Origin of the sequence: Paucibacter sediminis (genome assembly GCF_030254645.1) — a bacterium.
Lineage (GTDB): Bacteria > Pseudomonadota > Gammaproteobacteria > Burkholderiales > Burkholderiaceae_C > Paucibacter_B > Paucibacter_B sediminis.
Window position 1 is genome coordinate 556,615 of the sequence record NZ_CP116346.1, and the last position, 13,982, is coordinate 570,596.

The 13,982-nt window shown below is 68.1% G+C and carries 13 protein-coding genes; 5 read left to right on the forward strand and 8 right to left on the reverse strand.

Features of this window, described 5'->3' with window-relative positions:
* The first annotated feature begins 75 nt into the window (after positions 1-75).
* Positions 76-588, forward strand: coding sequence for a response regulator (locus tag PFX98_RS02620; protein ID WP_285233615.1), 513 nt, complete (start codon positions 76-78; stop codon positions 586-588).
* Positions 589-619: 31 nt separating this feature from the next.
* On the forward strand, positions 620-1,267 hold the full coding sequence (locus tag PFX98_RS02625; protein WP_285233616.1) for a calponin homology domain-containing protein: 648 nt from the start codon (positions 620-622) through the stop codon (positions 1,265-1,267).
* A 6-nt stretch (positions 1,268-1,273) separates the two neighbouring features.
* On the opposite strand, the gene PFX98_RS02630 is transcribed toward PFX98_RS02625, so the two are convergent.
* From PFX98_RS02630 to PFX98_RS02655, 6 genes are all read right to left on the reverse strand, one after another.
* Positions 1,274-2,119 carry an alpha/beta fold hydrolase gene (locus PFX98_RS02630; protein WP_285233617.1) on the reverse strand — a complete coding sequence of 282 codons (846 nt, stop codon included), beginning with the start codon at positions 2,117-2,119 and terminating at the stop codon, positions 1,274-1,276.
* Complete coding sequence (locus tag PFX98_RS02635; RefSeq protein ID WP_285233618.1) at positions 2,116-3,282, reverse strand: branched-chain amino acid ABC transporter permease; 1,167 nt, start codon at positions 3,280-3,282, stop codon at positions 2,116-2,118. The genes PFX98_RS02630 and PFX98_RS02635 overlap by 4 nt, the downstream gene beginning before the upstream one ends.
* A gap of 11 nt (positions 3,283-3,293) precedes the next feature.
* On the reverse strand, positions 3,294-4,334 hold the full coding sequence (locus PFX98_RS02640; RefSeq protein ID WP_285233619.1) for a branched-chain amino acid ABC transporter permease: 1,041 nt from the start codon (positions 4,332-4,334) through the stop codon (positions 3,294-3,296).
* Between the two features lie 9 nt (positions 4,335-4,343).
* A complete protein-coding gene (locus PFX98_RS02645) occupies positions 4,344-5,078 on the reverse strand; it encodes an ABC transporter ATP-binding protein (RefSeq protein WP_285233620.1) in 735 nt (244 codons plus the stop codon).
* A complete protein-coding gene (locus PFX98_RS02650) occupies positions 5,075-5,833 on the reverse strand; it encodes an ABC transporter ATP-binding protein (protein ID WP_285233621.1) in 759 nt (252 codons plus the stop codon). The genes PFX98_RS02645 and PFX98_RS02650 overlap by 4 nt, the downstream gene beginning before the upstream one ends.
* A gap of 151 nt (positions 5,834-5,984) precedes the next feature.
* Positions 5,985-7,181 carry a substrate-binding domain-containing protein gene (locus tag PFX98_RS02655; RefSeq protein WP_285233622.1) on the reverse strand — a complete coding sequence of 399 codons (1,197 nt, stop codon included), beginning with the start codon at positions 7,179-7,181 and terminating at the stop codon, positions 5,985-5,987.
* A gap of 273 nt (positions 7,182-7,454) precedes the next feature.
* Here PFX98_RS02655 and PFX98_RS02660 point away from each other — a divergent pair, with 273 nt between their 5' ends.
* Positions 7,455-8,321, forward strand: a complete 867-nt coding sequence (locus PFX98_RS02660) for a hypothetical protein (protein WP_285233623.1) — start codon at positions 7,455-7,457, stop codon at positions 8,319-8,321.
* Here the strand turns inward: PFX98_RS02660 and PFX98_RS02665 are convergent.
* Both PFX98_RS02665 and PFX98_RS02670 read right to left on the reverse strand, forming a co-directional pair.
* Entirely contained in the window at positions 8,312-9,862 is a 1,551-nt protein-coding gene (locus PFX98_RS02665; RefSeq protein WP_285233624.1) for a methyl-accepting chemotaxis protein, read from the reverse strand. The two genes, PFX98_RS02660 and PFX98_RS02665, sit on opposite strands and share 10 nt — an antisense overlap.
* Before the next feature lie 124 nt (positions 9,863-9,986).
* Positions 9,987-11,540: a sigma-54 interaction domain-containing protein gene (locus PFX98_RS02670; protein WP_285233625.1), complete on the reverse strand. Its 1,554-nt coding sequence runs from the start codon at positions 11,538-11,540 to the stop codon at positions 9,987-9,989.
* Between the two features lie 121 nt (positions 11,541-11,661).
* On the opposite strand from PFX98_RS02670, the gene PFX98_RS02675 reads away from it, so the two are divergent.
* Together PFX98_RS02675 and PFX98_RS02680 are read left to right on the forward strand one after the other, a co-directional pair.
* On the forward strand, positions 11,662-12,954 hold the full coding sequence (locus tag PFX98_RS02675) for a malonyl-CoA decarboxylase domain-containing protein (RefSeq protein ID WP_285233626.1): 1,293 nt from the start codon (positions 11,662-11,664) through the stop codon (positions 12,952-12,954).
* Between the two features lie 28 nt (positions 12,955-12,982).
* On the forward strand, positions 12,983-13,978 hold the full coding sequence (locus tag PFX98_RS02680) for a Bug family tripartite tricarboxylate transporter substrate binding protein (protein WP_285233627.1): 996 nt from the start codon (positions 12,983-12,985) through the stop codon (positions 13,976-13,978).
* Positions 13,979-13,982 lie beyond the last annotated feature (4 nt).

Genomic DNA, 13,982 nt, shown 5'->3' on the forward strand with positions numbered 1-13,982 from the left:
CCTTCCGGGAAGCGTAGCAAGCAAAAAAACAAACAACGGCCAGCCCGACCGCTGGCATGCAGTAGGCCATCTGTCATGACATCAGCGATTCCCTCCCTGCCCGCTGAGCCCGCAACCATCCTGCTGATGCAGCAGGATGGGGGTGACGGCTTTGCCGACACGGAGCGCTCGGGGCTGGACGAGCCCGCGCCCGCGCGGACGGTGCCCACCATCCTGCTGGTGGAGGACAACCCGATCAACCAGGTGGTGGCGCTGGAGTTCCTGGCCCTGATGGGCTTGCAGACCCGGCTCGCCAACAACGGCCTGGAGGCGCTGCAGCTGTGCGCCGAGGCCGCGCCCGATCTGGTGCTGATGGACATCCAGATGCCCGGCATGGACGGCCTGGAATGCGCACGCCGCCTGCGCGCCCTGCAGGGCGCCGGCGAGCTGGCGCGCTTCCCCATCCTGGCGCTCACCGCCCATGCGCTGGACAGCGATGTGCAGGCCAGCCTGGCCGCCGGCATGGACGAGCATCTCACCAAGCCGCTGGACTTCGTGTCGCTGCGCCTGCGCCTGGGGCGCTGGGTCGCGATGCCGCAAAGCAGCTGAGTATCATCGCCGCTCCCGATGAGGAGTGGATGTGATCGAGCTGCCCAAGATTCCCAAACCGCCCGGCGCCGACCAGGGCCCACGCTGGTTCCAGATTGCCGTGGCCCTGAGCATGGTGCTGAGCGCCGGCGCCGCCCTGGTCTCGGCCTTCCGCACCAGTGCCACCATGAGCGCGCTGGTGGAGCAGAACGCCAAGCTGGTGCGGGCGGGGTCGACGCCGATCCTGCAATGGGGCACCAGCAACTCCGACGGCAAGGGCAATGCCACCCTCATCTACACGGTGGAGAACGCCGGCACCGGTCCGGCGCGAGTGGTCTGGATGGAGTTGCGCTACAAGGGCGAGCCGCTCAAGAGTGCGCGCGATGTCATCAAGGCGGCGGCCAAGGACATCGGAGTCGACTCGATCAACCTCAACAGCACCATGACCGGCTCGATTGCTGGCGACGTACTGGTGGCTGGGCGGGTGCGCGAGTTGTTTAACTGGGTGTTGCCCGACAAAAGCAACGCAGCGGGGCAGCGGCTCTGGGCTGCAACCGACGCAGCTCGCCAGCACCTCAGCGCCGAAGCCTGCTACTGCTCGGTGTTCGACGACTGCTGGCTCACCAAGTTCGATGGCCAGGTGCCGCAGCCAGTGGCGATGTGCCAGGCCGAGGGCAAGGTCAACGTCAACGGCAGCTGAGCTTTCTCAGGCCCCGGCGTCGAGAAAACGCTCCACCAGATCGAGCTGGGCCGGCACATTCAGCGCCGGCGCATGGCCGCAACCTGCGATGGTGGCCACCACCGCGCGCGGGCCGCGGCTGCGCATGGCCTCGGCGGTCTCGGCCAGCAGCAGATCGGAATCCGCGCCACGCAGGCACAGCACCGGCAGGTCCAGGCTGTCCCAGGCCTCCCAGAGTTCGTAGTCGTCGGGATGGTCGATGAACTGGCGCACCATCGCCGGGTCGTAATGCGGGGTCACGCGGCCATCGGGCAGGCGCCGCGTCGAGGTCTCGGTGAGGCGGCGCCATTGCGCATCGCTGAGCCAGCCATAGGGCTTGTAGACCGAGCGGAAATACTGCTCCAGCTCGCTCACCGTGGCAAAGGCCGCCGGATTGCCGGCATAGGATTTGATGCGCTCCAGCGCGGGCGCGGCCAGCGAGGGGCCGTTGTCGTTCAACACCAGGCGGCGGATGCGGCCGCGCAGCGGCCCCGCCGCGGCCAGCGTGCCGATGGCGCCTCCCATCGAGGTGCCGACCCAGTGGAACTGGCCCAGTCCGAGCTGATCAATGAGCTCCAGCGCGACGCGCACATAAAACGCCAGGCAGTACTCGCGCCCGGGCTCCGGGCTCCACTCCGAGAGGCCGCGGCCGATGGTGTCGGGGCAGATCACGCGGTAGCGGCGGCTCAGGTGGGCGGCCAGCTCGTCCATGTCGCGGCAGGTGCGCGCCAGGCCATGCCAGGCGATCACCACCTCCTGATGCTCGCTGCCCCATTCGGTGTAGTGGATCTCGCGGCCGGCGCAGCGCAGGTAGTTGGAACTGAAGCCACTCATGAGGACTCCTTGTTGACCGAGCCCCCAGGCGGCGGCAAAGGCCCGCCGCCGCCCCCCGGGGGGGTTGAGCCAACTCGGGGACGGCCCGTCGTTGGCTCATGCAGCATCGCGCGCAGGCGCAGCCGCCCGACGATGCCGCTGGGGAAGTGGTAGACCGAGAGCACGAACAGCAGGCCCAGCCAGAGCAGCCAGCGGTCCGGCGAGATCAGCTGCGAGAGCAGCGGCACGTCGACTAGCCGGTCGGCGCCCAGCTTCATCAGATCCTGCAGATAGCTCTGCGCCAGCACGAACAGCACGCTGCCGATCACCGCGCCGTAGATCGTGCCCATGCCGCCGATCACCACGATCAGCAGGATGTCCAGCATCAGCTCGAAGGCCAGCGAGGTGTCGGGCCCGTTGTAGCGCAGCCAGAGCGCCAGCAGCGCACCGGCGGCGCAGGCAAACAGGGCCGCCAGCACGTTCGAGAGCGTGCGGTAGACCACGCTGCGGTAGCCGATCGCCTCGGCGCGGAAATCGTTCTCGCGTATCGCCTGCAGCACGCGCCCGAAGGGCGAGTTGACGATGCGCAGCATCAGCAGCACCAGCGCCACGGTGGCGACGAAGAGCAGGTAGTAGCTGAGGAAGCGGCCGTCGATGCTGGCGCCGAGGAAGGGCTCTTCCAGGTACTCGGTGCCGGGCTGCAGGGCCTCGGGCACCTTGAAGCTCAGGCCGTCCTCGCCGCCGGTGAAATCGGACAGCTGCGAGGCCAGGGTCATGAAGGCCGAGGCCACCGCCAGCGTGATCATGGCGAAGAAGATCGCCTTCACGCGCAGCGAGAACAGGCCGATCACCAGCGAGAGCAGCAGCGAGGCCAGCAACGCGCCACCCAGGCCCAGGGCCACCGCCTCCCAGCCCGGCCCCATGCGGGTGCTGGCGATCGCCACCCCATAGGCGCCGATGCCGAAGAACATGGTGTGGGCGAAGCTGACGATGCCGGTGTAGCCTAAGAGCAGGTCGTAGCTGGCCACCAGCACGATGAAGACCATGATCTTGGCCGCCACATTGAGCGCCTTGGTGCCCGGGAAGATGAAGGGCGTGAACGCCAGGCCCAGCACCGCGATGGCCAGGGCCAGGGCCAGCAGCTTGCTGCGCGGCAGATCGTGAGACAGGAGGGCTTTGAACATGACGGCGGGCCTCAACGGTTGGTGACGGGATAGAGGCCCTGCGGCCGCCACAGCAGCACCGCCACCATCAGCGCGATATTGGAAAACAGCGCCACCTTGGGCGCCAGGAAGCCGCAGTAGTTGGCCATCAGGCCCACCGCCAGCGCGCCGACGAAGCAGCCCAGGGTGGAGCCCAGGCCGCCGATGATGATGACGATGAAGATCAGGGTGTTGACCTGGCCGCCGATCTGCGGCGTCACGCCCTGCTGGTAGAGGCCCCACATCACGCCGCCCAGCCCCGCCAGCGCCGAGCCGCCCACGAACACGCCCACGAACAGGCGCTTGATGCGGTAGCCCAGGCTCTCCACCATCTCGCGGTCCTGCACGCCGGCGCGTATCAGCAGCCCCAGCTTGGTCCGGTTGAGCACCAGCAGCAGGGCCATGAACACCAGCAGGCCCAGCACCACCGCGACGAGGCGGAACTTCTCGACCGCGACATCGCCAAACAGCAGCGAGCCGCGCAGGCCTTCCGGCAGCGGCATGGCGATCAGCTGCGGCCCCCAGACGGCCTTGATCAGCTCCTCGCCGATGATCATGCCGCCCATGGTGATGAGGATCTGCTTCAGGTGCATGCCGTAGACCGGCCGCACCATCACGCGCTCGAACACCAGGCCCAGCGCCGCGGCGGCCAGCATACCGGCCAGGCAGGCCGTGCCCACCGCCACCAGGTTCGCCAGCAGCGAGGGGTTGTCGGTCCAGGCCCCCATCGCACCCATCACCGTGGTGGCCACGAAGGCGCCCAGGGCGATGAAGACGCCGTGGCCGAAGTTCAGCACGTCCATCAGACCGAACACCAGGGTCAGGCCCGAGGCGATGATGAAGATGATCAGTCCCATGGCCAGGCCGGCCACGGTCAGCGTGGCCCAGCTGCTGGCGCTGCCGATCAACGGCAGGGCGGCCAGCATCAGGCCGGCCAGCAGCAGCAGGGGCAGCTTGTCGAAGCGCGCCTGCGGCACCGGTTCAGCGGCCTGAGCGGCCTGGGCAGGGGTGGTGGGCAAGGTACGGGTAGTCATGGCAAGCCCTTATTGGTGTGCGGCCAGCGAGAGGCCCAGCAGGCGCTGCTGCAGCGCCTCGTCGGCGGCCAGCTCGGCCATCGCGCCGGCATGCACGACGCGGCCGTTGTCCATCACCGCGACGCGGTCGCCCAGCGCCTTGGCGACCATGAAGTTCTGCTCCACCAGCAGCACCGTGGTGTCGGTGGCCTTGAGCTCCTTGAGCGCCGCGATCAGGTTCAGGATGATGGCCGGCGCCAGGCCCTTGGAGGGCTCATCGATCAACAGCAGGCGGCGTGGCTCGATCAGCGCGCGCGCGATCGCCAGCATCTGCTTCTGCCCGCCGCTCAGCTTGCCGGCCGGATAGAGCCAGAACTTCTTCAGCGCCGGGAAGAGGCTGAACAGCCAGTCCAGGCGCGTGGTGTCCAACTCCTTGAGCGAACGCGCGCGGCGCGCCGCCAGCAGCAGGTTCTCGCGCACCGTCAGGTCGCCGAAGATGCCCATGTTCTCGGGCACATAGGCGATGTCGCGCTGCGCGATCTCGGGCGTGGCCAGCGCCTGGATCGGCTGGCCATCGAACAGGACCTGACCCTGGCTGGCCTGCCACAGGCCCATGATGCTGCGCAGCGTGGTGGTCTTGCCCGCGCCATTGCGGCCCAAGAGCATGGTGAGCTGGCCGGCCGGCACTTCGAGATCGACGCCGTGCAGGATGTGATACGCGCCGATATGGGTATGGACGCCTTGCAGGCTCAGCAGAGAACTCATGCCGCCACCTCTTCCGGAGCGACGCCGAGATAGGCGTTCTGCACCACCGGCGAGGCGATCACCTCGGCGGGGTCGCCATCGGCCACCAGCTGGCCGTTGTGCAGCACGATGATGCGGTCCGCCAGCTCGCGCACCACGTCCATCTTGTGCTCCACCAGCAGGATGGTGTGCTGGCCCTGGGCCTTGAGTTCGCGTATCAGGTCCAGGATCACCGGCACCTCGTCCACGCTCATGCCGGCGGTGGGCTCGTCGAACATATAGACCTTGGGTTGCAGGGCGATCAGCATCGCCACCTCGAGCTTGCGCTGGTCGCCATGCGGCAGGGCCGCGGCGATAGCCGAAGACTTCTCGGCCAGCCGCACCTGGGCCAGGATGGCCATGGCCTCGTCGATGAGGTCGCGATGGTGCAGCCAGACCGACAGCATCTTCAGCCCGATGCCGCGCCGCGCCTGCACCGCCAGCCGCACGTTCTCCAGCACCGGCAGGTGCGGGAACAGCTGGGTGAGCTGGAAGGCCCGGCCCAGGCCGCGCCGGGTGCGCAGCGGCGCGCTCAGCGCGGTGAGGTCCTCGCCGTCCAGCAAGACCTGACCCTCGGTGGCGCGCAGCTGGCCCGAGATCAGATTGAAGTAGGTGGTCTTGCCGGCGCCATTCGGGCCGACGATGGCCGTCAGGCTGCCGGGCGCGAAGGCGCAGGACACATGGTCCACCGCCACATGGCCGCCGAAGCGGATGGTGAGGTTCTTGGTCTCAAGCACGATGATTCCGATGCAGTGGCACAACCCGAGGCGTAGCGAGCGGGTGCAGGGCTAGGCGGACGGAGCGCAGGAACCGGAACGTACTTCCTGTACGTGAGGATTCCGAGCACCGCCCAACGACGCCCTGCGCCCGCGCAGTAGCCGAGCAAACTCAGCGCTTGTTGCGGATCGGCACGTTCATCTCTTCCGGCTTGATCTCGCGCACCAGCTCGGGCACGCCCCAGGCAAAGGCCGGATCCACCTTGATCTTGAAGTGGTACATCGACTGCATGGCCTGGTGATCCTCGGCGCGGAAGCTCATCTTGCCCTTGGGCGTCTCGAAGCTCATGCCCTCCATGGTCTTGATGAGCTTGTTGGTGTTGGTGTCGCCGCCGGTCTTCTTCAGCGCTTCCACCGCCGCGATGGCGGCACTCATGCCGCCGGCGGTGAAGAAGTCGGGCGGCGCCTTGAACTGCTTGTAGTGATTCGCCACCAGCCATTCATTGACCGGGTTCTTGGGCATGCCGAAGTAGTAGTAGGCCGCGCCCTCCATGCCGGGGAACTGCTTGTAGGCCGTCATCGCCGGCAGGATGTTGCCGCCGGTGGCGATCTCGATGCCATAGCGCTTCAGGTCCAGGTCGGCGATCTTGAAGGGGTTGCCGCCGCCGGCCCAGATGATGAAGATGACCTTGCGGCCCGGCTTGTCCTTGAGCGCATCGATGAGGCGCTGCGCACCGGCGGTGAAGTCCGTGGTGCTGGTGGGCAGGTATTCCTCATGCGTGATCTTGGCGGTCTTGAGGGCCTCCTTGAAGGCCTTCACGCCGTCGCGGCCAAAGGCATAGTCCTGCGCCAGCGTCGCGATCGTCACGCCCGGCTTGTCCAGCGCCACCGCATTGGCGATCGCGTCCTGCGAGCTGTTGCGGCCGGTGCGGAAGATGTACTTGTTCCACTTCTCGCCGGTGATGGCGTCGGCCACGGCCGGCTCCACCAGCAGGATCTTCTTGTATTCCTCGGCCACCGGCAGCAGCGCCAGCGCCACGCCGGAGGAGCTGGGCCCGACGGCCAGGTCGGCCTTGTCGTCGCCATAGGCGGCGGCCAGCAGGCTCTTGCCCACATCGGGCTTGCCCTGGTCGTCCTTCTCGATCACCACGATCTTCTTGCCGGCCACCGTCATGGTGCCCTGGGTGGCGTAGTCCAGGCCCATCATGAAACCGATCTGGGTCTGCTTGCCATAGGCTTCCAGCGGCCCGGTCTTGCTGTAGACATGGGCGATGCGGATTTCCTTGCCGCCGCCCGCCTGTGCCCATACCGGGCTGGCCAGGCAAGCCAGACCCAGGGCCGAAAGGCCCAACACTCGTCGCGTGATCATCGGCATGCTGCTTGTCTCCTGTGCCCGCTGCGGGGCCTTGTTGATGGCTCGGTACCCGCTTGTATTGCAAGCCCCATGCCCATGGAAGCACGCCCCGGGCAAACACTTAGAAAGCAGGCGCAAAAAGCGCATCCGGCATCGGCCGGCAGCGGATATTGTGCGAACAGTGCACCGCCGGACCGGCCGCCGGGCCGGTTGACCGGAATATCGACAGCCGCCGGCGCGGTGTTTTGCCTCGAATCCAGACACTGCCTTACTTTCATACAACTGCCCATGAAAGCATTCCAAACCTGTCTGGCCGCCCTGCTGCTGGCTTGCAGTGCCACGATCCGCGCCCAGGAAGGCGGCGACTCGCTGGCCGACTACGCCTACCAGCCCACCCAGGGTCCGCGCAACCGCGTCGTGCATTACCTGAAGTCCAATCTCGACGGCAGCAAGCGCCTGCTGCTGTCCATCCACTTCGCCACACCGCTGAAGCTGGAGGTGCTGAAGGTCGAGGCCGATGGGCAATACCTGGCCCTGGTGGCGGCCGAGCTCGATGCGCGCACCCTCACCGAGACGCAAATGCGCTCCTACAACCGCCTCGAGCAGGGCGCGCCGCGCCTGCAGATGGCGCTCAAGGCCGAGGGCCCGCGGCGCCTGGTGGCCGGCGTGGCCAAGGCGCAGCTGCCGGTGCAGCTCAGCCACCTGCCGGCGCATCTCTACAACTTCGACCTGAGCGGCTTCAATGCGACGCTGCCGCATCTGAAGAATCCGCGTCGCGATTTCGAGGTCGGCATCATCGACCCCGATTTCGACTTCCTCAAGACCCGCTTCAAGCCCGAGGGCGGCGTACAGGAAGGCGGCTTCGTCGACAAGGGCAGCGCCAGCTTCCGCTACCTCGGGGAGGAGCGGCTCGACGAGGTGCCCTGCCTCAAGTACGAGGTCGGCGGCCCCGCCTTCCGCGGCATCCAGGGCTGGCTGTGGGTGAATGCCAAGGACCGCTTGATCGAGCGCTTCGAGCATGCGCTGCCCGACAACCCCGACTGGCAGAGCTTCCGGCTCAGCCGCATCGCCAGCCGTCCGATGGATGCGGCGGGCTGGGCCCGCTTCAAGGCCGCCACGGTGCGCCGCGCGATGGACTTGCGCGATCAGGAGTAGGCGGGCGCGATCTTGAACACCGACACCAGCTCGGTGAGCGAGGCCGCCTGCTGCTTGAGCGACTCGGCCGCGGCCGCGGTCTGCTCCACCAGCGCGGCGTTCTGCTGCGTCATGGTGTCGAGATTGGCCACCGCCTGATTCACCTGGGCAATGCCGTCGGCCTGGCCCAGGCTGGACTCGCTGATCTCGTTGACCGTGGTGCTGACGCGCTGCACCGCATGCAGGATGTCGTCCATGGACTGGCCGCCGCGCCCGACCTGCTGGGTGCCGGAGTTGACGCGCTCGACCGAATCCATGATCAGGCTCTTGATCTCCTTGGCCGCCTGCGCGGAGCGCTGCGCCAGGCTGCGCACCTCCGAGGCCACCACCGCGAAGCCACGCCCCTGGTCGCCGGCGCGCGCCGCCTCCACCGCGGCATTCAGCGCCAGGATATTGGTCTGGAAGGCCACGCCGTCGATCACCGCGATGATGTCGGAGATCTTGCGGCTGGCGCTGGAGATGCCGTCCATGGTGGACACCACCTCGCTCATCACCGCCGCGCCCTGGCGCGCCTGCCCGGCGGCCTGATCGGCCAGCGCATTGGTCTGCTGCGCCGCTTCGGTGGAATGCCGCACCTGCTGCACCAGCTCCTGCATCGAGGCCGCGGTCTGCTGCAGATTGGCGGCCGCCTGCTCGGTGCGGGTGGAGAGATCCTGGCTGCCCAGCGCCACCTCGCTGGAGGCGGTGCCGATCGAGGCGGTGGCCTCGCGTATGCCCTGCACCAGCTCGGTCAGGCGCCGCTGCATCGCCAGCACCTCGCCCAGCACCTGGCCGATCTCGTCGGCCTGGCCGGCGTCGATATGGCCGCTCAGGTCGCCGCCGGCCACCGCATGCATGAGGTCGCGCATCGCGCCCAACCGCCGCCGCAGGCTGCGCACGAACACCTCCACCCCCAGCAGCGCGGCCACGCCGGCCACCACCACCAGGCCCAGCGTGAAGATGGCGTCGCGGCGGCTCACCGCGGCCACGTCGTCCACATAGACGCCCGAGCCCAGCACCCAGCCCCAGGGCTCGAAACCCATCACATAGGAGCGCTTGGGCTCGGGCTCGCTGGCGCCCGGCTTGGGCCAGAGATAGTTGACATAGCCGGCGCCCTCGGCGCGCACCGTCTTGACGAACTCGACGAACAGCAGCTTGCCCTTGGGGTCCTTGTTGCTGCCGAGATCCTGGCCGTTCAGCTCGGGCTTGATGGGGTGCATGACCATGCGCGGCCCCATGTCGTTGATCCAGATGTACTCGTTGCCCGAGTAGCGGATCTTGCCGATCTCGGCCGCCGCGGCGGCCTTGGCCTCGGCCTCGCCGAGCGCGCCGGCCCGCGCCTTGTCGGCATAGCTGCGCGCGATCTTCTCGGCCGCCTTGACCTGCTCCACCGTGGTGGTCATCTTGACCGAGAGCAGGCTGTCCGCGGCACGCGAGCTGAGCAGCCCGATCACCAGCACGAAAGCCATCAGCACCAACACCACGGCCAGACGCAGACGCGTCGCCAACATCAGCTTGCCCATATCCGTCTCCTGCTTGTGGTTGGAGCTCGTCACGCCGCTTGAGCGACCAGACAACTATCGCTCCAACCGTGGCTGCGGAACAAGCACCCGAAGTGCAGGAATGCTTTAATCAGCGGGCGCTAATCTATTGGGCAATTGCGGTGTTTTTCCACGCCAACCCCAGCTCCGGCCAGCGCGTCAGGCGCTCGTAAAGAGAAGCCCGCGAGATCTGCAGCAGGCGGGCCGCGGCGAGGCGGTTGCCACCGGTGAGGCTCAGCGCCTGCGCGATGGCGTCGCGCTCCACCTGGGCGATCAGCTCGGGCAAGGGGCGCAGGGTCTCGCCGGCAGCGGCAGCGCGCGCTGCGGGCTCGGCGGCCGTCCGCGCCGCGGGCGCTGCCGGCGCGGATGGTGCCTGCGCCGGCCCGCCCAGCGGCAGGGGCCCGGGCTGGGCATAGGCGGCGAAGCTGGCCTCGTCCAGCACGCTCTCGTCGCTCATCAGGCTGGCCTGCTCCAGCACATTGCGCAGCTCGCGGATATTGCCGGGCCAGGGCCGCTGCTGCAGCCATTCCAGCGCGCCCGCGCTGAGCATCTTGTGCGCCATGCCGCTGCGGCGCGCGATGTCGTCCATCAAGGTGTCGACCAGGGCCTCCAGATCGCCCAGGCGCTCGCGCAGCGGCGGCACCAGGATGGGCAGCACATTGAGGCGGTAGTACAGGTCGGCGCGGAACTCGCCGCGCGCCACCATCGCCTGCAGGTCGCGGCTGGTGGCGGCAATCACGCGCGCATCCACCTTGATGACCTGGTTGCTGCCCAGCGGCTCGAACTCCTGCTCCTGCAGCACGCGCAGCAGCTTGCTCTGCAGCGGCAGCGGCATGTCGCCGATCTCGTCCAGGAACAGGGTGCCACCGTCGGCGAGGCGGAACTTGCCGTCGCGGCCCTTGCGGTCGGCGCCGGTGTAGGCGCCCGGCGCCACGCCGAAGAACTCGGCCTCCAGCAAGGTGTCGGGCACGGCGGCGATATTGATGCTCACCAGCGGCTTGTGGCTGCGCTGCGAGGCGGCATGGATGGCATGGGCCAGCAGCTCCTTGCCGGTGCCGGTCTCGCCCAGCAGCAGCACGGTGGCCTGGCTCTGCGCCGCGCGGCGCGCCTGGCGCTTGACCTCCAGCGCCGCCGGGCTGGCGCCGATGAAGCTGGCGATCGTGTGCTTGGGCCGGCGCGCCTTGCTTTGCTCGGCGGCCAGTTGGCGGCGCGTTTCCTCCAGCTCCGACTGCATGCGGCCGAACTTGCTCATGAGCGGCTGCATATTGGTCTCGGGATGGTCCAGCAGCACAAAGCCCAGGCCGCCGATGACGGCGCCGGCCTCGTCGCGCAGCGGCAGGCGGCTCACCAGGAAAGTGCCCGACTGGTTGCTGATCAGGTCGACGAGGATGGGCTTGCCACTGTCGATCACCTGGCCCATCAGGCTGTTGGGCACCACCTCCTCGACGCGGCGGCCGACGAACTCGGTCTCGCTGCCGAAACCCAGCGCGGGCAGAAAGCGCTTGTAGCCATCGCTGATCCAGACGATGCGGTGCTGGCGGTCCACCACCATCATGCCCTCGGTGGCGCCGGCCAGCACTTCGAACATGGACTGCGCGGCCAGCTTCAGCACGCCATCGGCATCCTGGGGAAACGTGGCGACGGGCGCGTTCAGGCTCATGGCGAAGAGGTGGATTTACAGCGGGTTTACAGCGGGCATTCAATGTAGCAGCCACATGGACAGCGCGGCCACCGTATCAGCCCGTAGCCGCCGCCGCGCACCTTCCTCTATAAATGCGCTCATGAGCGCATTGCCACCCGCCAGCCCGAGGGCGCAGCGCCAGGTGCTGATCCTGGCCCACAAACTGCTGAGCGAACGCGGCGAGGCCAACAGCCTGGCGCTGGCGCGCGAGCTGCTCGGCAAGATTGCGCGCCTGCCGCCCGATGCGCTGGCGCAGCTGTTCGAGCGCCTGGCGCAGGACTTCAACCCCGACCCGCAGGCCGTGCTGGCCGCCGCCCAGGCCTATGCGGCCACGCCCAACGCGCGCGCGCTGCTGCAGCTCACGCGCGTGAGCGAGCCGCCGCGCCAGGAGCTGTTCCGGCGCCTCAATCGCGCGCCCGGCGCCACCGGCCTGCTGGTGCGCCTGCGCCGCAGCCTGCTCGGGGGCTTGAGCAGCCACCCCGAGTGGCGCTGCGTCGAGGCCGACCTGCTGCATCTGTTCAGCTCCTGGTTCAACCCCGGCTTTCTGCAGATGCGCCAGGTGGACTGGAACTCGCCGGCCCAGCTGCTCGAGCAGATCATCCGCCACGAGGCCGTGCACGAGATCGACGGCTGGGACGATCTGCGCCGCCGCCTGCAGCCCGACCGCCGCCTGTTCGCCTTCTTCCATCCGCAGCTGCCCGAGGAGCCGCTGATCTTCGTCGAGGTGGCCCTGCTGCCCGACATGCCTGCCGGCATCGCGCCGCTGATCGACAAGGCCAGCGCCACCATGGAGCCCAGCAAGTTCAAGGTCGCGGTGTTCTATTCGATCAGCAATTGCGAGCCCGGCCTGCGCGGCGTCTCGCTGGGCAACTTCCTCATCAAGCGCGTCGCCGAGCATCTGCAGCGCGAGATCCCCAGGCTCAAGACCTTCTGCACGCTCTCGCCCATCCCCGGCCTGCTGGCCTGGCTGCGCACCGAGCCGGCGCTGGAGGCCTTCGCGCCGCTGCTGAAGAAGCCCCAGCTCGAACGGCTGCGCGCGGCGCGCGAGCTGCTGCGCCAGGCCTGCGGCGGCGAGTGGGCCCGGCTGAGCCAGCTGCAGCCCCTGGCCGCGCTGGACGGCGAGGCGCAAGCGGCCCTGCAACGCCTGTGCGCCGCCTACCTGCTGGCCTGCACCGCCCTGCCCGACGGCGACCCGGTGGCGCGCTTCCACCTCGACAACGGTGCGAGGCTCGAACGCATCAACTGGATGGGCAACCGCGCACCCAAGGGCCTGCAGCAATCCTGCGGCATGATGGTCAACTATCTCTACGACCTGGCCAAGATCGAGGGCCATCACGAGGCCTTCACCCAGGGCGAGATCGCGTATTCGCGCGCCGTCGCGGCGCTGCTCTGATTCCAACAAGACCGAGACAGGAGACAAGATGATCAGGATCACTTTCCTTGCACGCTTGCTGCAGGCGCTGGGGCTGGGCGCTGTTGGCGTTCTTGGCACGTTCGGCCCGGCGGCGCAGGCGCAGACCTGGCCCACCAAGCCGGTCACCATCGTCGTGCCCTTCCCCGCCGGCGGCGGCACCGACGCCTTCGCGCGCCCGCTGACGGCGCAGCTGACCAAGCAGACCGGCCGCCAATTCATCATCGACAACAAGGGCGGCGCCGGCGGCACCGTCGGGGCCACCCTGGCCGCCAAGGCCGCGCCCGATGGCTACACCTTCTTCATGGGCGCGGTGCACCATGCGATCGCGCCGGCCATGTACCCCAAGCTGGAATACCGGCTGGAGGAAGATTTCGTGCCGGTGGCCCTGGTCTCCAGCGTGCCCCAGGTGATCGTGGTGAATCCCAAGAACGTGCCCGCCACCGACCTCAAGAGCCTGCTGGAATTCATCCGCAAGAACCCCGCCAAGCTCAACTACGCCAGCGCCGGCAACGGCACCTCGCACCATCTGGCCGGCGAGCTGTTCAAGCTGCAGACCAAGACCTTCATCACCCACATCCCCTACCGCGGCGCCGGCCCGGCCCTGCAGGACCTGATCGCCGGCCAGGTGGACCTGATGTTCGACGGCCTCGGCAGCTCCGCGGCCCATATCAAGAACGGCCGCGTGAAGGCGCTGGCGGTGGCCTCGGCCAAGCGCGCGCCCGGCTTCCCCGACGTGCCCACCGCGGCCGAGGGCGGCGTGCCGACCTACCAGGTGGCCACCTGGTACGGCCTGTGGGCCCCCAAGGGCACGCCCAAGGAGGTGGTGGCCAGCCTGCAGGCCGAGCTGAAGAAGGCCTATGCGGCGGACGAGATCAAGGCCACCTGGACCGGCCTCGGCGCCGAACTGCCCACCCTCTACGGCGACGCCTTCGGCAAGTTCGTGCACAGCGAAACCCTGCGCTGGGCGGAGGTGGTGAAGTCCTCTGGAGCGAAACTGGATTGAAGCG